General features: G+C 42.7%; 19 protein-coding genes. 8 read left to right on the top strand and 11 right to left on the bottom strand.

All coding sequences use genetic code 11. From position 1 onward, the window contains the following. Positions 1-99: 99 nt before the first annotated feature. Genes rluB through EAG18_RS13945 form a run of 5 tightly spaced genes read right to left on the bottom strand, consistent with a single transcriptional unit; the run spans position 100 to position 3,873 of the window. Entirely contained in the window at positions 100-960 is an 861-nt protein-coding gene (gene rluB, locus EAG18_RS13965) for a 23S rRNA pseudouridine(2605) synthase RluB (RefSeq protein WP_125252991.1), read from the bottom strand. Further along, on the bottom strand, positions 957-1,544 hold the full coding sequence (gene scpB, locus EAG18_RS13960) for an SMC-Scp complex subunit ScpB (protein WP_125252990.1): 588 nt from the start codon (positions 1,542-1,544) through the stop codon (positions 957-959). The genes rluB and scpB overlap by 4 nt, the downstream gene beginning before the upstream one ends. Before the next feature lie 52 nt (positions 1,545-1,596). After that, positions 1,597-2,391, bottom strand: coding sequence for a segregation/condensation protein A (locus EAG18_RS13955; protein ID WP_125252989.1), 795 nt, complete (start codon positions 2,389-2,391; stop codon positions 1,597-1,599). 11 nt (positions 2,392-2,402) lie between these two features. After that, the gene (locus EAG18_RS13950) at positions 2,403-3,023 is read right to left on the bottom strand and encodes an L-threonylcarbamoyladenylate synthase (RefSeq protein ID WP_125252988.1); all 621 of its coding nucleotides are present in this window, start codon (positions 3,021-3,023) and stop codon (positions 2,403-2,405) included. 4 nt (positions 3,024-3,027) lie between these two features. Further along, positions 3,028-3,873 (bottom strand): PHP domain-containing protein, encoded by an 846-nt coding sequence (locus EAG18_RS13945; RefSeq protein WP_125252987.1) that lies wholly within the window; start codon positions 3,871-3,873, stop codon positions 3,028-3,030. 438 nt (positions 3,874-4,311) lie between these two features. Between EAG18_RS13945 and EAG18_RS13940 the strand changes: the two genes are divergently transcribed. The 6 genes from EAG18_RS13940 to trpA are packed head-to-tail and all read left to right on the top strand — an operon-like array spanning position 4,312 to position 10,829. Then, on the top strand, positions 4,312-5,889 hold the full coding sequence (locus EAG18_RS13940) for an anthranilate synthase component 1 (protein WP_125252986.1): 1,578 nt from the start codon (positions 4,312-4,314) through the stop codon (positions 5,887-5,889). Beyond that, positions 5,882-6,463, top strand: coding sequence for an aminodeoxychorismate/anthranilate synthase component II (locus EAG18_RS13935; RefSeq protein ID WP_125252985.1), 582 nt, complete (start codon positions 5,882-5,884; stop codon positions 6,461-6,463). The genes EAG18_RS13940 and EAG18_RS13935 overlap by 8 nt, the downstream gene beginning before the upstream one ends. 9 nt (positions 6,464-6,472) lie before the next feature. Then, positions 6,473-7,477: an anthranilate phosphoribosyltransferase gene (trpD, locus tag EAG18_RS13930; protein ID WP_125252984.1), complete on the top strand. Its 1,005-nt coding sequence runs from the start codon at positions 6,473-6,475 to the stop codon at positions 7,475-7,477. Continuing rightward, on the top strand, positions 7,470-8,834 hold the full coding sequence (gene trpCF / locus EAG18_RS13925) for a bifunctional indole-3-glycerol-phosphate synthase TrpC/phosphoribosylanthranilate isomerase TrpF (protein ID WP_125252983.1): 1,365 nt from the start codon (positions 7,470-7,472) through the stop codon (positions 8,832-8,834). The genes trpD and trpCF overlap by 8 nt, the downstream gene beginning before the upstream one ends. Before the next feature lie 7 nt (positions 8,835-8,841). Continuing rightward, positions 8,842-10,026 carry a tryptophan synthase subunit beta gene (trpB, locus tag EAG18_RS13920; protein WP_125252982.1) on the top strand — a complete coding sequence of 395 codons (1,185 nt, stop codon included), beginning with the start codon at positions 8,842-8,844 and terminating at the stop codon, positions 10,024-10,026. Further along, positions 10,023-10,829 (top strand): tryptophan synthase subunit alpha, encoded by an 807-nt coding sequence (trpA, locus tag EAG18_RS13915; protein WP_125252981.1) that lies wholly within the window; start codon positions 10,023-10,025, stop codon positions 10,827-10,829. Before trpB ends, trpA begins: the two co-directional genes overlap by 4 nt. Before the next feature lie 264 nt (positions 10,830-11,093). Here trpA and EAG18_RS13905 read toward each other — a convergent pair whose 3' ends face one another. The 5 genes from EAG18_RS13905 to EAG18_RS13885 form a co-directional block, all read right to left on the bottom strand. Beyond that, positions 11,094-11,435: a chorismate mutase gene (locus EAG18_RS13905; RefSeq protein WP_125252980.1), complete on the bottom strand. Its 342-nt coding sequence runs from the start codon at positions 11,433-11,435 to the stop codon at positions 11,094-11,096. Between the two features lie 11 nt (positions 11,436-11,446). Then, positions 11,447-13,492 carry a GMC oxidoreductase gene (locus tag EAG18_RS13900; RefSeq protein WP_275557298.1) on the bottom strand — a complete coding sequence of 682 codons (2,046 nt, stop codon included), beginning with the start codon at positions 13,490-13,492 and terminating at the stop codon, positions 11,447-11,449. Between the two features lie 20 nt (positions 13,493-13,512). After that, on the bottom strand, positions 13,513-14,733 hold the full coding sequence (locus EAG18_RS13895) for an aminotransferase class I/II-fold pyridoxal phosphate-dependent enzyme (RefSeq protein ID WP_125252979.1): 1,221 nt from the start codon (positions 14,731-14,733) through the stop codon (positions 13,513-13,515). A 13-nt stretch (positions 14,734-14,746) separates the two neighbouring features. After that, a complete protein-coding gene (locus EAG18_RS13890; protein ID WP_185745602.1) occupies positions 14,747-15,922 on the bottom strand; it encodes a PLP-dependent transferase in 1,176 nt (391 codons plus the stop codon). Positions 15,923-16,168: 246 nt separating this feature from the next. Next, entirely contained in the window at positions 16,169-16,441 is a 273-nt protein-coding gene (locus EAG18_RS13885) for an HU family DNA-binding protein (RefSeq protein ID WP_125252977.1), read from the bottom strand. A 122-nt stretch (positions 16,442-16,563) separates the two neighbouring features. On the opposite strand from EAG18_RS13885, the gene EAG18_RS13880 reads away from it, so the two are divergent. Further along, positions 16,564-17,133: an inner membrane-spanning protein YciB gene (locus EAG18_RS13880; protein WP_125252976.1), complete on the top strand. Its 570-nt coding sequence runs from the start codon at positions 16,564-16,566 to the stop codon at positions 17,131-17,133. 98 nt (positions 17,134-17,231) lie between these two features. Then, positions 17,232-17,873: a CPBP family intramembrane glutamic endopeptidase gene (locus tag EAG18_RS13875; protein WP_125252975.1), complete on the top strand. Its 642-nt coding sequence runs from the start codon at positions 17,232-17,234 to the stop codon at positions 17,871-17,873. A 99-nt stretch (positions 17,874-17,972) separates the two neighbouring features. Here EAG18_RS13875 and EAG18_RS13870 read toward each other — a convergent pair whose 3' ends face one another. Further along, a complete protein-coding gene (locus EAG18_RS13870; protein ID WP_125252974.1) occupies positions 17,973-19,397 on the bottom strand; it encodes a sodium-dependent transporter in 1,425 nt (474 codons plus the stop codon). Between the last annotated feature and the right edge of the window lie 202 nt (positions 19,398-19,599).

Here is a 19,599-nt window from a genome sequence, read left to right as displayed (position 1 = left end):
TACAGGCAACTGCCTTTGAGTTCTCCTTCCATTGCTTTACCCTCAAAAAGCGTAAATAAAAACGCCAGCAATTTGTGCTGGCGTCGTATCAGTATAAAGCTATTTTCTTCTGGGAGTTTTTACCCGTTGGTTATGCTTTTTCACTGCTTTTCTAATTTTATTAATTTTTGCCCGCTTATCTTTGCGCTTTTCAGGCATTACCGACAATTTGGTTTGGGTCTCAGGGCGTAGGCTTACTGACTTGCGAAGATAATTTACATCTTCTAATTTCAGCTCCTCCCAGCCCCCCTGCGGTAGACGTTTGTTTAACTCAAGCTTTCCGTAACGAATACGGATCAGTCGAGAGACTTCAACCTCTTGAGATTGCCATAAGCGTCTCACTTCACGGTTACGACCTTCAGTAAGGGTAACGTTAAACCACTTGTTCAGTCCTTCACCACCAAGCGGTTTAATCTTCAGAAACTTAGCTGGCCCGTCATCGAGCTCAACGCCAGTGGTCAGTGTTCGCAGCGTTTGATTGGTTACTTCACCAAAAACACGGGCAGAATATTCACGCTCTACCTCATATTTGGGATGCATTAAGCGGTTAGCCAATTCACCGTCGTTAGTGAATAGCAAAAGGCCTGAAGTATTTATATCTAATCGACCGATAGCAATCCAACGGTCGCCATCTAATTTTGGCAATCTATCAAATACTGTACGACGCCCCTGCGGATCGCGCCGAGTACACAGCTCTCCTTCAGGTTTATGGTACATAAGTACGCGACAGATGCGCTCTTCTTGTTGTTCAATTTTTACAACATGTCCATCTACACGGATCACCGATGTTTCTTCTACTCGGTCTCCTAGCTTGGCAACTTTTCCATCTACACTTACGCGGTTAGACTCAATATACTTTTCCATTTCGCGTCTTGAGCCAACGCCAGCTCTTGCCAATACTTTTTGTAGTTTTTCACTCATTCAGATGGTTCTCTCACAGAAGGATCGTTTAATAACTGTTCTATTTTTTCATTATGCTGTTCAGGCAATCGAGGTAATTCTCCTAAAGCTGACAATGAAAAATAGTCTAAAAATTGTTTCGTCGTCGCATACAGCGCGGGCTTACCGGGTACTTCTTTATGGCCAACTATTTTTATCCACTCGCGATCAATCAAGCTTTTGATAATAGTAGAGCTCACAGTTACACCGCGAACTTGCTCTATCTCTCCGCGAGTGATCGGTTGTCGGTAAGCAATCAAGGCTAAGGTTTCAAGTGTAGCACGTGAGTATTTCGGTGCTTTTTCCTGCCAAAGTTTACTCAACCAAGGACTCAAGCTCGGACAAGCTTGAAAGCGATAGCCAGTACCGACTTCAACCAGCCGGACACCCCGAGTTTGATAATGACTTATCAATGTTTCTAGTGCTTTATCGATACGCAGTGATGATACGCCGATATCTTCCAGCACAGTTTCTTTTAGCCGCTTTTTAGACAATGGCTTGTCTGAAACAAAAATGGCAGCTTCAACCAATTCAACCAATTGTTCATCGCTAACGCGTCTTTTCATACTCTATGCTTGAAGACAAAAAGCAGATTATAACAGAGGTAGAGGGCATCCCCTAGCCTTTTAAATGCAGGTAAATTGAAGTTGCACTGTGTGACTGAATATAGTCAATCAGCTGCTCTTTGATGAGCTCCAACATTGCAATAAAAGTCACAACTACGCCGCTGCGTCCCTCGTCCAAGGTAAAAAATCGCACAAACTCAACAGGTTTATTTTGCTCTCGTAGTAGCTGTAAAATAAAACTCATACGTTCTCGAGTTGATAGTGCTTCAGCTTGTATCTGGTGATGCTCAAAGGTCTTCGCTCTGGCCATTACTTCACTGAGTGCTAAAAGTAATTCTCTAAGCTCGATATCAGGAAACTCAGATTCAGTCTCAGCACTGTTATCTATCAACGCATGAGCGACAAAAATGTCACGTTCAACACGGGGAATTTCATCCAAGTTTTCAGCAGCTTGTTTAAATTGTTCGTATTCTTGTAAGCGCCTAACTAGCTCAGCTCTGGGATCTTCTTCCTCTTCTAACTCTTCATGTTTTGGCAATAGCATTCTTGATTTTATTTGCGCGAGTAACGCTGCCATCACTAAGTACTCACCGGCAAGTTCAAGCTGCATGTCTTTCATCATCTCAACATACTGGACATACTGTTGGGTAATACTAAAAATAGGTAACTCTAAAATATCAAGCTTATGTCTTTTGATGAGGTAGAGGAGCAGATCTAGCGGCCCTTCAAAGGTTTCTAAGATAACCTCCAAAGCTTCAGGTGGAATATATAAATCTTCTGGTTTTTCAATTACCGCTTCACCATGTAAAAAGGCCAGCGGTAATTTCTGTTGTGATAGCTGCACCATCTCAGCTTACGTTATTCAAATGGCGATGTATCGCCGCAGCCACGGCGCAGGATTTCTATTGTGTCTTCAGACATGTCAATAACTGTGGTTGCTTGCTCAATTAAATAGCCACCATGAATAATCAAGTCTACCTGCTTTTCGATACGCATACGGATTTCATCAGGATCCGACTCTGTGAACTGCTCACCTGGCAAAATCAAGGAACATGACATCAAAGGTTCGCCTAGCTCAGCCAGCAACGCACAGGTGATCGGATTGTCCGTAACACGGATCCCTATGGTCTTCTTTTTTTCATTAAGTAAACGACGCGGCACCTCTTTAGTACCTTTAAAAATAAAGGTGTATGGTCCTGGTGTATTGTTTTTAATCATTCTAAACATTTGGTTGTCTACTCGAGCGTAGGTCGAAAGCTCAGATAGATCGCGACATAACAGAGTAAAGTTATGATGCTTTTCAATACCACGGATCCGCTCAATGCGTTCTTTGGCCTGTTTATTTCCAAGGCTACAGCCGATGGCATATCCAGAGTCAGTCGGGAACACCACAACGCCGCCTTGCTCAATAATATCAACCGCTTGACGGATCAAACGAGTTTGTGGGTTATCTGGATGAATATGAAAAAATTGGCTCATACTATTATTCCTCTTTGCCTCCCCAATGGCGCCAAACTCCTTGACAGTCCTTTGGAAGATATAGGTTACGACCAAGATCAACCCAAGGCATCGGGAAATGAAAGTCAGACCCTTGGCTTGCCAATAATCCGAACTCTTGGCTTAACCGCCCTAAAAATTGACGTTCGGTTGGTGCTTGTTGTGGCTGTGCAACCTCCATTGCGGCTCCACCAGCCTGTTTAAATTCTGCAATTAACTTTCTTAGCCACTTATTTGACATTTTATAACGAGCAGGATGTGCCAACACGCTAACCCCACCGGCTTCATGAATAGCCTCAATTGCCGTCTTCATATCACACCATTGGCTTGGTACATAACCAGTTTTGCCACGCGCCAAGAACTTATTAAAAACCCCTTGGATGTTTTTAGCAACGCCCCTTTGTACCAACACTTGAGCAAAGTGCGCTCTTGTGATCTGAGCAGTTTGGGCTAGTGATTGCGCATCTTCATACACATTTTCATAGCCTTTTTTGGCTAACCGCGCGCCAATCTCAATCGCTCTGGCCTCACGCTTTTTTTGTTGCTCACTCAATAGTGTCGTCAATGCTAAGTGTTCAGGAGTGAAACCTAACCCAACAATATGGATCTCAAAGCTTTCCCACTTAGTGGAAATTTCCACCCCGTTGATTAGTTCAAGTGCCAGATTGTGTTCACGAATATATTCCTGCGCAGGCAGGATGGCATCTATGGTGTCATGGTCAGTAATGGCCAAAATATCAACGCCCTTTTCCGTCGCTCGCTCCAACAGCTCATTAACCGCTAAGCGACCATCGGAAAAAGTAGTATGGCTGTGTAAGTCATATTTAATCAAAATGTACTAACTATCTCTCTGAATTATCAACGTTTTGATTATACCACATCTGAACTGATACGACCTTAGGTTATTTTTTGATATTTGCCCTTGACACTTGTATCAAGAATGGGGTTTACTGTAGCTAATTTAGATTAAACAACGAAATATTCACAAATGAACAAACAATTTCAAAAAAACATTTGGTGGTGGCACTCGAACTAAGCGGGTGTGTTTCGTTATATCTACGATTTATTAACCCGCGCAATGTCGCGGGTTTTTTTATATTTTTTTAAGGCTTTTTGATGAACAACAATATCACAGTAAACACAATTTGGTGGTGGTGGATGCCCTAGCGGGACGGTATTGTTGTGTCTGAACAATAGCCCCCGCAGAGCTCAGCTTTCGGGGGTTTTTTATTTTCTAAACAGAATATCTAGAAATTAAGAGGAATGAGGTTTGATTTTTAGTCACATAACGACCACACCAGGTGAGGTCACCAGCATAAGACAAAGGCGCGACTATACCGCTAGCCCTTTGTCACTATACGCTGGTTTAAACAAAGAAAACTCACTACTACTTGAATCCGCAGAGATTGAGTCGAAAGATAATGTGAAAAGCATTGTACTTGTAGATAGCGCTATCCGATTTGAATGTAACGGTGCTCAGGTCATCGCCAAAGCATTATCCAATAATGGGGCTCAGCTACTGCCGTATCTTGCACAAAAGGTAAAAAATTGTGATGTTCATCTCAGCGAAGATACATTAATCCTTTCATACAACGGACTTGAAAGTGATATTGATGAGCACACTAAACTCAAGGCTGATAACGCTTTTAGTGCACTTAGAACCTGTATCAATGAAATAAAGCAGAATTCAGACACGCCTTTCTCAGTCTTTTTAGGTGGAGTATTTGCCTATGATATGGTCGCTAACTTCGAACAACTCCCAGATGTGCCAAATGGTGATAATGACTGTCCTGATTACGTGTTTTATTTAGCTGAAACCCTAGTAGTTATTGACCATCAAACGCAAACCACTGAGTTGATCGGCAATGTGTTCAATGGCCCTGACGTACACGCCAACTGTTTTGAGGTCGGCAAACAACTAGAAACACTCAATAGCCAGTGTGACCAAATTACCGAGTTTCAATTTAGCCCTATTGCTGGCTGCCCCGAAGTTCAAGTAAATATTAGTGATGACGACTACTGCAACCACGTTGAAAAATTGAAAACCAATATTATCAACGGTGATATATTTCAAGTCGTTCCCTCTCGCACTTTTTCACTTCCTTGCCATAACTCACTCGCCGCCTATAAACAGCTCAAATTACAAAACCCCAGTCCATACATGTTCTATATGAAGGACGAGCGCTTTGTTTTGTTTGGCGCATCTCCTGAATCAGCGCTCAAATATTGTGAGCAGAGTAATCAAGTTGAAGTCTATCCTATTGCAGGCACAAGGCCCCGAGGCAAATTTACTGATGGTAACATCAACCCAGACTTAGATAGTCGTATCGAACTTGAGCTACGGAACGATCAAAAAGAACGTGCAGAGCATTTAATGTTGGTCGACCTTGCGCGAAATGATGTAGCTAGGATCAGTGTGCCAGGTACGCGGCACGCCAAAGAATTATTAAAGGTCGATCGCTATTCCCAAGTGATGCACCTAGTATCCCGAGTTGTTGGCCAATTAAAACCTGATTTAGATGCACTTCACGCCTATCAAGCATGTATGAACATGGGTACTTTAGTCGGTGCACCAAAAGTGAAAGCCGCAGAGCTCGTTCGCCATACCGAACAACAGCGCCGTGGCAGCTATGGTGGCGCAGTAGGTTACTTGATGGGGAACGGTGCTATGGACAGCTGTATCGTCATTCGCTCTGCATTTGTAAAAAATGATATCGCCTATGTGCAAGCAGGTGCAGGAGTTGTATTTGACTCTGATCCACAAAGTGAAGCAAATGAAACCAAGGCAAAAGCGATGGCCGTGATAAAAGCTGTACAGTCTACGTATGAGGATACAAATAATGACTAAAGTATACTTCTTAGACAATTTTGATTCATTTAGCTATAACTTGGTTGATGAACTTAGCCTCCTTGGGCTTGACTTAGTCGTCTATCGTAACAACATCCCAGCTGAAACAATTTACAATAAAATGTGCGCTGAAGTAGAGCCGGTGATTTTAGTCTTGTCTCCGGGACCTGGCTCCCCATCAGAAGCGGGCTGTTTACTGGCTTTAATTGCACTTTGCAAAGGCAAATTTCCGATGCTTGGGATCTGTTTAGGTCAGCAGGCGCTCACACAAAGCTATGGTGGTGAGATAGGCCGTGCAGGCGAAACAGTACACGGTAAGTCTTCTATAATAGAAGCTGATGAGCACCCAGTATTTGCAGGGTTAGGCTCACAGTTTCCTGTTGCTCGCTACCACTCTTTAATGGCAACTAAAGTGCCGCAGGAACTCAACGTCATTGCAAGATATAAATCTATTCCCATGGCTATCTACCATAGTGAAGATCGAGTGATAGGTTTTCAGTTCCACCCAGAATCAATACTCACGCCTAATGGCGCTCAACTATTACAGCAAAGCATTGCATACCTCAGCGCTTAGGAGAATACTATGGAAAAGTTACAACCGCTTTTACAGCAACAAGATTTATCTTTTGATGACGCCAAATCCTTATTTGACGATATTATGACGGGGCAACTTAGTGACATCGAGCTTACCGCTGCCTTGGTTGCCCTAAAACTCAAAACCGAAACTGCATCAGAAATTGCAGGTGCTGCTCAAGCAATGCGCGATCACGCTACGCCTTTTGATAAGCGGGGCTTACTCGCCGCAGATAGCTGTGGTACTGGCGGGGATGGCACAAACACCATCAATGTGAGTACCACAGCTGCGATTGTTGCTGCGGCGTGCGGTATCAATATGGTCAAACATGGTAATCGCAGTGTGAGCAGTAAATCTGGCTCCGCTGATTTACTCAAAGCTCTTGGGATTAACATTGATATGACTCCCGCTCTTGCAGAAAAGTGCTTAGCAGAGACTGGCTTTACCTTTTTGTTTGCACCGCATTACCACGCTGGTGTAAAACACGCGATGCCGGTTCGCACCCAACTAAAAACCCGCACCATATTTAATATCCTTGGGCCATTGGCAAACCCAGCAAAGCCTGAAGTGCAATTGCTGGGCGTGTATGACCCCGCTCTAGTCTTACCAATGGCCGAAACACTCAAGCGTTTAGGCACAAAGCGCGCGATGGTCGTTCATGGCAGCGGCACCGATGAAATTGCGTTACACGGTGAGACATTAGTCGCTGAAGTGAAACAGGGTGAAGTAACACAATACACCATAACCCCAAGTGATTTTGGACTAGAAAACTATTCACTTGAATCCATCGCAGGAGATACGCCAGAATATAACGCGAAAGCGAGCCTTGCGATTTTAAATGGTGAAGGCGAAGCCGCGCACAATGCTGCAATTATCGCCAACGTAGCTGCTCTATTGGTTTTAACTGACAAGGCAGCAGATTTTAAAACCGCAAGCCAGCTAGTCCGCGAAGTATTAGCAAGCAAAAAAGCCATGACAACTCTGGCTAGCATCGTAGAGGTGAGTAATGGCTAATGTATTAGAAAAAATTGTTGCTGATAAAGTCGAAGAACTAAAAGCGCGTAAGATACAGCAGCCCCTAAGCGACTTTATTGATAACGTCACCCCGACCACACGTGACTTTATGGCAGCACTGGCACAGACCGGCACACAATTTATTTTGGAGTGTAAAAAGGCATCGCCTTCAAAAGGGCTTATTCGAACCCATTTTGATTTAGATGAAATCGCCGGCATTTATGGTAAGTACGCAACATGTATTAGCGTGCTAACCGATGAAAAATATTTTCAGGGCAGCTATGAATACTTGGCGAAAGTGAGAAAACTAGTCGACCAACCATTGATCTGTAAGGATTTCTTCATAGATGAATATCAAGTTTATTTAGCCCGTTTGCATGGTGGCGACGCTATTTTACTGATGCTATCGGTATTAAACGACGAAGAATACGTAGCGCTAGCCAAAGTGGCAAAGTCACTCAACATGTCGATTTTAACAGAAGTAAGCAACGAAGAAGAAGTAACACGGGCTCTGACACTAAACGCTGAACTTATCGGTATTAACAACCGAAACCTACGAGACCTATCAACGGATTTAGCAACAACAGAAAAGCTACGAGCGCTTATTCCAGAAGACAAAGTTGTGATTTCAGAGTCTGGTATCTACACACACCGAGATGTCAAACGCTTATCGCCAATTTGTGATGGCTTTTTGGTTGGTAGCTCTTTGATGGCAGAGCAAGATTTAGAACTTGCTTGCAGACGTTTAATTTTAGGTGAAAACAAAGTCTGTGGTCTTACTCGAAGCCAAGATGCAAAGACCGCTTATGAAGCTGGTGCGGTGTACGGTGGCCTTATCTTTTATCCAAAGTCTCCTCGTTATGTCGATATAGACTGTGCGAAGGCTGTCGCTGATAGTGCGCCACTCAAGTATGTGGGTGTGTTTGTTAACGCACCACTTGAGCAAGTGGCTGAGTATGCGCAAATTTTAAAGCTCAGTGCAGTACAATTACACGGGAATGAAGATGAGCGATATATCGACACGTTACGTAAACAACTACCATTAACGTGCCAAATTTGGAAAGCACAAGGAGTGGAAACAACACTGCCAACCCCTTTTTCTGGTGTAGATAAACACTTGTACGACACCAAAACAGCGACGGCATTTGGCGGTACCGGGCAAGTTTTCGATTGGCAGTTATTAAGGCACAGCACAAACAATTACATGTTGGCTGGAGGCTTAAGCCCAGACAATATTCCGAGTGCCGTATCGATTGGCGCTGACGGCCTTGACCTAAATTCAGGTGTTGAGCAATCGCCTGGTAAAAAATGCGCTCAAAAAATCGCAAATGCGTTTTCACAAATTCGAAAATATTGAGGTGGACATGAGTAATTCAGCTTATTTTGGTGACTTCGGAGGCATGTTTGTGCCCGAGTTACTCGTACCTGCTCTAAAACAATTAGAACAGGAATTTTATAAATCACAAAAAGACCCAGCATTTCAGACAGAATTTTATCAACTGTTGAATGAGTTTGCTGGTCGTCCAACGCCGCTAACTAAAACTCGTAACTTAGTTACAAACCCTAACGTAAAACTTTATTTGAAACGTGAAGATCTACTCCATGGTGGTGCACACAAAACTAACCAAGTTTTAGGTCAGGCACTGCTGACCAAACGTATGGGTAAAAAAGAGGTCATCGCAGAAACCGGCGCTGGGCAACATGGTGTAGCAACCGCACTAGCCTGCTCCTTGCTTGGTCTAAAGTGTAGAGTGTATATGGGTGCCAAAGACGTAGAGCGCCAACAACCAAATGTATTTAGAATGCGTTTGATGGGAGCTGAAGTTATTCCGGTAACCGCTGGCTCTGGCACACTAAAGGATGCAGTGAATGAAGCAATGCGCGACTGGTCTGCAAACTATAAAACAGCACACTATTTACTTGGTACAGCGGCAGGCCCACACCCATTCCCAACTATTGTGCGCGAGTTTCAAAAAATGATTGGCGAAGAAGCCAAACAGCAAATACTCAAAGCAGAGGGGCGTTTACCAGATGCTGTTATTGCCTGTGTCGGTGGTGGCTCTAATGCTATCGGTATGTTCACAGACTTTATTGAGGAAAAAGACGTTAAATTAATTGGTGTTGAACCGGCTGGAAAAGGACTTGATACTGACGAGCACGGCGCAGCATTATGTAAAGGTACTAAGGGCATTTTGCATGGTGCTTACACCTATATTATGCAGAATCAAGATGGTCAAATTGAAGAGTCTTATTCTGTTTCTGCCGGTCTAGATTATCCAGCGGTCGGTCCTCAACACGCATTTTTACATGAAACAGGCAGAGCACAATACGTCGGTATTAGTGATACAGAAGCCTTAGACGCTTTTCAAGCGTTAGCAAAACATGAAGGGATAATTCCTGCACTAGAATCGAGTCATGCACTGGCATACGCATTAAAGTATGCCGAGGCGCAAACTGAAGAAACTATCATTGTTGTCAATTTAAGTGGCCGAGGAGACAAAGACTTAGCTCACGTCCACCAAGTACTTTCTGAGCGAGGTGAACTATGAGACGTTATGACGCGATGTTCGCGCACTTAAGCGAAAAAAACCAAGGAGCATTCGTCCCTTTTGTAACGATTGGCGATCCAAACAAAGCGCTCAGTATCGATATTATTAAGAGCTTGATTGACGGGGGTGCTGACGCATTAGAGCTCGGTATTCCCTTCTCAGATCCTATTGCTGATGGCCCAGTTATCCAAGCTGCCAACATCCGAGCACTAGAGCAAAATGTGAATACCCAAGATTGCCTTGAGATCATCGCTGAGATCCGCCGATATAACAGTGATATTCCTATTGGCCTGTTACTGTACTCAAACTTGATTTTTGCTCGAGGTATTGCGCAGTTTTATCAGGATGCAAAAGCGGCTGGCGTTGACTCTATTTTGGTCGCAGATGTGCCGCTGCATGAGGCTAAACCATTCAGRCTCAATGCCATGGAGAATGACATTGCACCAATTTTTATCGCCACACCCAATGCCTGTGATGATACCCTACGAGAATGTGCTACCCGGGGGCGTGGTTATACCTACTTACYCTCACGTGCAGGTGTAACTGGCACAGAAACGACGGCGCAAATGCCAGCGACAGATATGATCACCAAATTGATTGAATATCATGCTGCACCGCCGCTGTTAGGGTTTGGCATTTCTGAGCCTGAGCATGTTAAGCATGCCATTAGTTCTGGTGCTGCGGGCGCTATCAGTGGCTCTGCAGTAGTTAAAATCATCGAAAAACATTTAGATGATCACAAAGCAATGTGTTTTGAGTTGAAAACCTTTGTTGAACGAATGAAGGCTGCAACCCAGAAGTAATACCAATTTTCTTAATTAAGTGGTCTATTTTGAGGCGAGAAAATCTTGTCGATAACCAGGCAAAAATTTTGCTATTTATTTGTTCTAAATAAGAAATTTTTAACGCTGTTAGCGTCAGATTTACTCCTTCAAATTGGGCAAGTATTAAGTCAAATTGGTATAAACGCTCAGTTGAGGCTAATTGCATCAAAATAAAAAAGGGAGCCTGCTATTTGCATCACTCCCTTTACTTACATGAGATCCGTTAGCACTCTATCGACACGCTCACAGTCCTCTGATCCTCTTTGCTTGAGCGGCTTTTGAATGCTTCATCAACACATTCATCAAATCTCGTGTTAAAAACTCAGACAAACCGTTTTTCTTGGCGTGTGCTAAAGCCCGCTCCAGAACCAAATGTTCGCGTTGAAGATCCTCTACAGGTAGGTGAAAAATTGCCTTCAAATCACCGACCTCAGAAATCTTTATAAACCTATCAGCAATCAAATTAATTAATTGCTCATCTATTTGATTAATACCACTGCGAAGCTCTGCAAGCGCATTAGAATAATCACCGTCGTAGCTGTGCTTAATTGGTAGTTTAGTATCACTTTCGTAAGATAAAGCCATGTCTTTCTCCTTTATTTGCTGCAACCTCGGCTAGTCGTTAGCTCTGAAGATATTTCTGCCATACAATATTCAGCAACCGCCGCTATAGTCCAAGCAGGTGTACAAGCGCCTGTACTACCGGGGATCAGTGAACCATCAATGACATATAGTCCTTTAACCACATCACCATTCGCGCTTTTAACTCTTCCGTAACTATCACATGCTTTACCAAGTACACAGCCACCTAGCGGGTGTGGTGTCATACCATAAGCCACATCAAAATGTTCATTCTCGGCAGCTGAATTACCTGTTAATGTACGTTTAGTGTTAGTGCTACAGTGCAGCGGCCCTTGATACCCTTTGAACTGTGCTAGTTTTGTTGGATCAACGCCAGCTGTATTTGCTGCTTTCCAAGCGTTTAGGGTATTAATAGCCGTATTGATTGAATCTCCCATTCCACCTTCAAACTTACCATTTGCTTCAATGGTTTGTGGATAAGAGAGTTGGTAGCTACCATCAGCTTGTTTTACAAATTGACCCGGAGCCGTATTTTGGCATACCCCCATCATTAATGTATTTTGAATCGAAACACTCTCTTCATACCAAACGGGGTAAACCACCATTTTGGTAAATGGAGACGCGTTATTCTCTTTCAGATATGTTTTGGGGTCGTCGCCAAATTGGAAGTCACACTCAGCAGAGCCTGGGCCGCCATTTGCAGGTCGCACTGGCTCATTGCAAAGCTGTGTTGCAAATAAGTCGCCATTTTGTCCCCATAATTTACCAACATAGGGGCTCAATGATGGAAGACCTGGTTTGGTAATATCGGTACAGCTTGGTGAGTTTGCTGACTCTAGTAACAACCTTGCGCTGTGCATAGAGCCTGCTGATAAAATCACATTTTTAGCTTCGTATATTATTTGCTGCGGTGCATCTACTTTATTTTCATCAATTTTGTTAACAATAATGCGATAAGAAACCTCGTCAGTGACTGGATCAACCAGTTGGTTGATACTTGTCACTTCGCTCAAGCATTCAATATCTAACATATTTGTGGCTTTAGCTTGAGCTAAGTAATTTCTATCTAGGCTATTTTTTATACCGTACAATATCTTTTCTTCGCCCTGCCCTACTTCTGAATAACTATTCATGCCATACCACATTTCACCAATGGTCGCCGATGGTAGTACTTTGCAAGAAATTTCGTTTGCTACCACAGACCAGTCCAGCGCTAGCGTACTAAACTTAGGGGTTATCGATGAAATACCGTAGTCACACACCACTTTCTCTTTTGACTGCAAATTATTTGCTTGACTCAGGAACACACGTGTAGAAAGGTAATCAGGAGCAGCTGCGATAGAAATCTTGTCTTGATTACGATGCTCCGCTAAATCAACCATAGCGGTTGGATCTATCTGATTGGGAATGTCACAGCTGTTAATATTTAAAAACGGCAATGTGGTATTCGTGCCATTACACTCACTCACCATAGTTGTTGGTGACATTATTTTCTCAACAGTATCGTAGTAGCATGCTATCTGGTCAAAATTTAATAAGTTACTCTCTGGGCAATCCGGATCTCTGAACGCTAGGTTGAACGCTTCACAAGATGGCTTCTGAAAAATAGTGTTATACACTTGAGATGTTCCACCAAGCCCAGCACCCACCCATACTGTCATGTTTTGCGCCTCAATCGTTTCCACTAACCCCGGATATTTTGCAACTGGGCGCTTGGCAAACACACCATCATTAAAATTGAGTGGCTTGTCATTTAAACTTGGATCGCCAACAGGTGTACCAAATGGCTCTTCTGTTGCCATCCAAGCCGAGCGCTCATCAGGCTGACGATAATTACAAAATGGTGGAGTTGGGGTTTGCGCCGTCTTAGGTTGGTCATCGCGAGTTAAATTTCCCCACCAGTCTTTACCGCGTTCAAGTAATAAAACCGGTTTATTATCAGGCGTGCCTTTAGGATATGCCTGACAAAGCCTCAGTGCAGCAACACTACCTCCAAATCCTGAACCTATAATGATAGTGTCGAACGTTGTCGGTTTACCGATTGAGTTTAAATTGCTCATTGTATTTTCCTTTTCAATAGTTAAGCGACATGGTCGCCAGCAGCATTTGAACGACTACAAGACAGAATGCTTTCTTTTATTGCATTACCAACAAATTCAATATCTTCCTGTGAGCACACAAGGGCAATACGGATGTAATTTTGGTAATCATTTACTGCATCAGCACTGATGGCAAGATAGTGCCCCGGTAAGGCTTTGATACCAAAATGCTGGTATAAGTGCACACAGATCTGCTCTGAAGGACAGCCTGTATCAAGCCAAAGATAAAACCCGCCTTGCGGTACTTGATAACTGGGTAGTGCTTCAAGGTACTGTGTTAACGCCGTGAATTTTTTGGAATAAGTTTGGCGATTTTTGCATACGTGCTCCTCATCAGACCATGCAGCCTGTGAAGCGCTTAGTTGAATAGAGGACAAAGAAACACCATGATAATTTCTATATGCCTGAAGTTTCTTTATTAACGTTTGATCTCCTGCCATAAAACCCGATCTTAACCCCGGTAATCCGGAGCGCTTTGACAGGCTGTGGACAGCGAGGCAATTGTCAAAGTTGATATTTCCCATCACAACACAAGCTTCAAGTATTCCTGTCGGGGCATAAGGTTCAATATAAATCTCGCTGTAGCACTCATCAGCGACAAGAATAAATTGGTGTATCTTTGCAAGCTCGATCAACCTTATCCACTGTTTAAGAGCGAGCACCTCACCCGTTGGATTGTTTGGAGAGCAGACAAACATCAAGTCTATTTGCGACCAGTCAGTGAAAGTGTCCAATGCGTCTGCTGTCAGTTGATGAAGTTGCTTGTGCGTAATGCTTTTTACTCTTGCCCCTATATTTTCAGCGCTGGCTAAGTAAATCGGATAGCCTGGATCTGGCATCGCAATTGTTACCTGCTCACCTTGTTGCAACTGCCGGTTAAAAAGCGCGATTGGTAGCATGAAGATCCCTTCCCTACTGCCCGCCAAAATAGCAATTTGCTCAGGTGAAATACTAAAATCGCGACTACTGCCATATCTAGATTGCAGCCAACGGGAAATAGTAGTTTGCAACTCATATTGCAGCGATGCTCTGGGATACAACGCTAAATCACTATATCCCGCAGGGATTGTAGACAATACTTTTTCGTCAAGCGCTACATTAGGCTCACCAATACTTAAGTCTAGCTCCGGCTTATTAGGGGAGCTGCCGCTTAGAAGAGCGGTAAGTCTAGATTGTGGGTATAAACGTTCAGCAAAATGCATGCCTTTGCCTCCCTTACATAACAATCTCACGGTGGCTTTCTACTAAAGCATTCACCTTTTGTTTCGCTTCTGGAATGACTGGCTGGTCGCTTTGGACTATGTCACACATAAGCTGCGCCACTTCTGTACTGTCTTGCTCAGTAAAGCCAAGTCGAGTGATTTCTGCAGTACCGACCCGCATAAATCCATCACAAAAGATCCCATGGGCCTTCAGTTTATCTCTATACTGCAATCCCTGATCTTTATCCAAAAGAGGAAGTACCTGATGACAATACGTTGAGTGCGAGAAGTCTAAGTTGCGCTCTCCCCTAAGTACAATGCCATTACTCGAGAATACACGGGCAAAGCATCTGGCATTTTCCACGACTTGCTTAGCATATTTTTGCCACGGTACTTCATCTAGAGTAAGTCCCAAAGCAGCAATACGAGCCAAGTGTGGATTACAAACCATTGTCGGCCCATTTAAAGGCGTGAAGTTTGATACTAATTCAATCTTAAAATGTAACGACTCAGAGTTAGTGACTATGAGCCCCCCCTGAGGACCTGGAAAAGTTTTATGTGTTGAGCCAAATAAGATGTCTGCACCTTCGTCTAGCGGGTTTTGATATTGCCCACCAGCAATAAGTCCTAAACTATGTGAGCCATCGTAAGCAACAACACCACCATAACTATGAACAATTTCACTTATTTCTCGCACAGGCATTGGCACCATGAAGATCGATGCCCCAAGCACAACTAGCTTAGGTTGCTCTTTGAGTAATAGCTCGATACATGCAGCTCTATCCAACTGCCACTGCGCATCATCAAATACAAGCGGCAAAGAGTGACGGTGAAAAACTTCATATTGGAAAGGATATCCGCCACCTGGAAAAAATGGGGGAACCCGAGCCACCTTATCACCAGGCTCCGTCAATGCAAAAATAACCGCCATTAAACTATTACTACCTGAAGTTGGGGAAATATTTGCGAATTTGGCAGAAAAAACCGACTTAGTTTTCTCAATAGTAAGACGGGTTATCTCCTGCGAGATATCCGTACCTGCATAGAAAGGAGCGGCATACCTTGATGCCAGATCATTTGATAACAGCTCAGATACTGGATCAGAGAGCCTATTTTCACTCACAATTAAATTAATAGCTTGGCGACGACACTGCTGGTGTGCATTAGCTAGTTCGATAATAGTATTCATCCTCATTCCCATTTAAAATTTAGAACACATAAATACTAGCTAACAAAGTGTTTAAAAGTTAATTACATGGTATTACACTACATTACGTTGCTCGCTACGCTCATGAAGAAAGCACAACAAAGCCATACTGGGTGATAGGAAGGGAAAAATAAACTGATTAATTGACAATATGATAGTACGGAAAGGAGCTTATACTATTGCATTTTTAACAAAAGTACTCACTCCGATACCGTAATGAAAAATATGCTACTGGATTTGGCTTTTTAATATTTTTGCCGGCTTGAAGAGGATTTTATTCTGACCTTCGATGGTAATTGTTTCCCCTGTTTGTGGGTTTCGCCCTTGTTTAGCTGGATGATAGCTCAATGAGAAGGTACCAAGGCCATTTATTTGCATCTGATCCCCTTCTGACAAACGCTTTTTAGTCACTTGCAAAATGACGCTCAACGCTGCTTGTGAATCTTTCTTTGTTAATCCACTTAACTTCGCCATTTTTGTAACTAAGTCGCTTTTATTCATGCAAATACCTCTGAACTATTCAATAAGCGGTGCAGGCTATGAGTTTCGTCGATGAAAGTCAATATTGATGTTCTAGTCGTAACTTGGTAAAACCTAAGCAATCAATTTAGTTAGGATCGCGAATGTCATTTTTAATTGAATATCTACCGCTTATTCTCTTTTTCACTGTCTATAAATTTGTTGACATTTTTTGGGCAACTGGGGTGTTAATCGTAGCCTCTCTTATTCAGGTTACGCATCAATATTTTACCAAAGGTGAAGTTGCTAAACGTCACTGGATTTTCCTAGCGATAGCCATCATTTTGGGCGGGATGACGATTTTATTCCACGACGAACAATTTATAAAGTGGAAGGCCACTATTGTGTACGCTATTTTGGGGAGCGCGTTGATAGTTTCTAAGTACCTGTTTAACAAAAACTTAGTAAAAACGGCGCTTGAAGGCGTATTAAGTTCTGTTGCAGAAAAAGAACAAAACCAAAACAAAATTACCCTACCAGAAAAGGACTGCGATCAACTAAACCTATTTTGGTCGGTGTTATTTTTCTTTATTGCTGCACTAAATATTTACGTGGCTTATAATTTTTCGCTCGACTTTTGGGTAAACTTTAAAGTTTTCGGACYTATTGGGCTAACCTTTGTCGCTTTGCTTTTCACTATGTTTAAAATCCAAAAGTATTTACCAGAAGACTAGTCTCCCGCAACACTCGGTTTCTTTCTAGCTGCTATAGTTATCATCAAACAGATAGCTATAGCTGCACTGTGCTGCAGCATACTTTTGGGGAAACCGCTGTGAATGCTAGCCAATATCGTTGGTGTGAACTTATATTTATCTTTTTTATCCTACCGATTATTGCATATCAATTCCGTGCCCACTTAAGCAATTGGCTGTTTCCTGCACTCATAATCTTAATGGCAGTTTGCACCCATTTGCTACTCACAGATCCCCACTTTAAACGCTTTAGACTTACTAGTTTAGGCCAATTCTCTACCGTAAAAAGGCGGCTCTTCACAACTTTCTTCGCTGGTGCAATGTTTTCAGCTATGCTGTATGGCCTAGTCAGTCAGGGCAACTGGTTTGTTTTACCATTGAACTCACCCGCAGACTGGCTGATGCTATTGATTGCCTACCCTATTCTGTCGGTATTGCCTCAAGAGCTTATTTTTCGGAGCTATTTTTTTCATCGCTATAAAAGAATTTTACCCAATAAGAACAACAGAGTGATACTAAGTGCGCTCGTATTTGCTTTAGCGCACTGTGTATACGACAACGTAATCGCAATTTTTTTATCATTCGTTGGAGGGTTGCTTTTTGCTTATACATACGCGCACAGCCGTTCACTAGCCGTATGCGTATTAGAGCATAGTTTATGGGGGCTTTGGATGTTTACTATTGGGATTGGTCAATACTTGGATTCTGGAGTGAAGTTTTAGTAGGGGCTTAAATGACAGACGGAGCTTCGGATGGGAAGATTTTATTCTCACGTTGTGCATTAGAAGCACTAGTTAACACACTAGTGCTTCTAGCTTAAATTAAAAACCGAAGATACTCACTGCGAAGTACTTAGTTGCTACGGTATTGATAAAAATTGCCAGTAATATCACGGGAATAAATGTCTTCAAAGAGAAGTTAATATATTTCTCCGTAAAACTGCCAACATACCCTTCTGAGCCTTGTGCCAATTCCTCACTCAACCCAGATTGCTTCCATCGGTAAGTAACAAATAAACACACCATCAAGCCATTTAGTGGCAAAATCGTATCGTAAAATACGTCATATACTAAATCGAAGARGCTCTTTTGGGCATCGCCGTAGCTTATAAATTGCGTTAGCCAATCTACCATCCCAAAAGACATTGTAGATAAAACAGTCAGTAAACCTGTAGTCAATGCCAATACAATTAACGCTTTTTTGCGAGAAATATTCTTTTCTTCCATCAACGTTGCTGTTGGTACTTCTACAATAGAGACTAAGGAAGTGATAGCGGCAAAAAATACCAATAGGAAAAATATACCAGCAACAATCGATGCACCAACATACCCAATATCCGACTGCAGGGCTAACAGCAGCTTAGGTAGATAATCAAAAATCATTGATACCGAAGAGTCTGATAATTTACTTGGATCTGTGTTCGGGTTAAAACTAAAAATTGCAGGCAACACCATTAATCCAGCGATGAAGGCTACCAATGAATCTGTTACCGCAACCATCTTAGAGCTGCCGACTATGTCATCTTTCTTAGAAATATAAGAGGCATAAGTGATCAGAATGCCCATCCCTAGAGACAATGAGAAAAATGCTTGTGACAGCGCGCCATTTAATACACTGGCATTCATTTTTTCAAAGTTAGGAACGATATAATAACGAACACCGGCCATTGCATTGTCGAGCGTTAGTACATAAGCCACTAACCCAAGTAACATAACAAATAATGCTGGCATAAGCAGTTTTGCCGCTTTTTCTATCCCTTCCTTTACCCCGCCAACCAGAATAAGATTAACTATCACGCCCACAACCAACATATAGATAAACACATTGGTGTCGTTGATAAATGTGCCAAAATAATCAGGTGATGCCAACACATCAAGATTACCCATCGCCGTCTGTGCTAAAAAGCCGAAAATCCAAACCGTGATTACCATATAGAATACGGCGATCATAAACGGCGTGAGCACGGCAAGAAAACCTGCTAYTGACCATTTTTTGTCATGGTTTGACAAAAGTTTGTAAGCACCAAAAGGATCTTTTTGTGCTTTTCTACCCATTGCCATTTCTGCCATCATCACCGGCAAGCAAATAAACACCACAAACAGTGCATAGATTAGTAAAAACGCACCGCCACCATTTTTAGCCGCGGAGACTGGAAAGCCGACTAAGTTACCAATACCAACAGCAGAACCTGCTGCTGCAAGGATAAAGCCTAGTCGCGAGCTAAAATGCTCTCGGTTTGCACTCATTGCAATCAACCTTATTATTATTTTCTATAAATATCCGAAGGACTCTACCAGTCTAGTTGAGTGCTTTTCAAGTTTAAATGACCAATGAATGAAAAACTTTCTGTACATTTACTTTTGCACAACCCACGTTTTATCATAAGATTGATAATCGTCGCTCAAAAGCCGACAAAATACGCGAAAATAACAATAATAACCTAGAAAC

The sequence above is a fragment of the Pseudoalteromonas sp. J010 genome (assembly GCF_003934235.1).
Lineage (GTDB): Bacteria > Pseudomonadota > Gammaproteobacteria > Enterobacterales > Alteromonadaceae > Pseudoalteromonas > Pseudoalteromonas peptidolytica.
The sequence above is the reverse complement of the archived record's forward strand: the minus strand, read 5'-3'. Positions and strand labels throughout refer to the sequence as shown.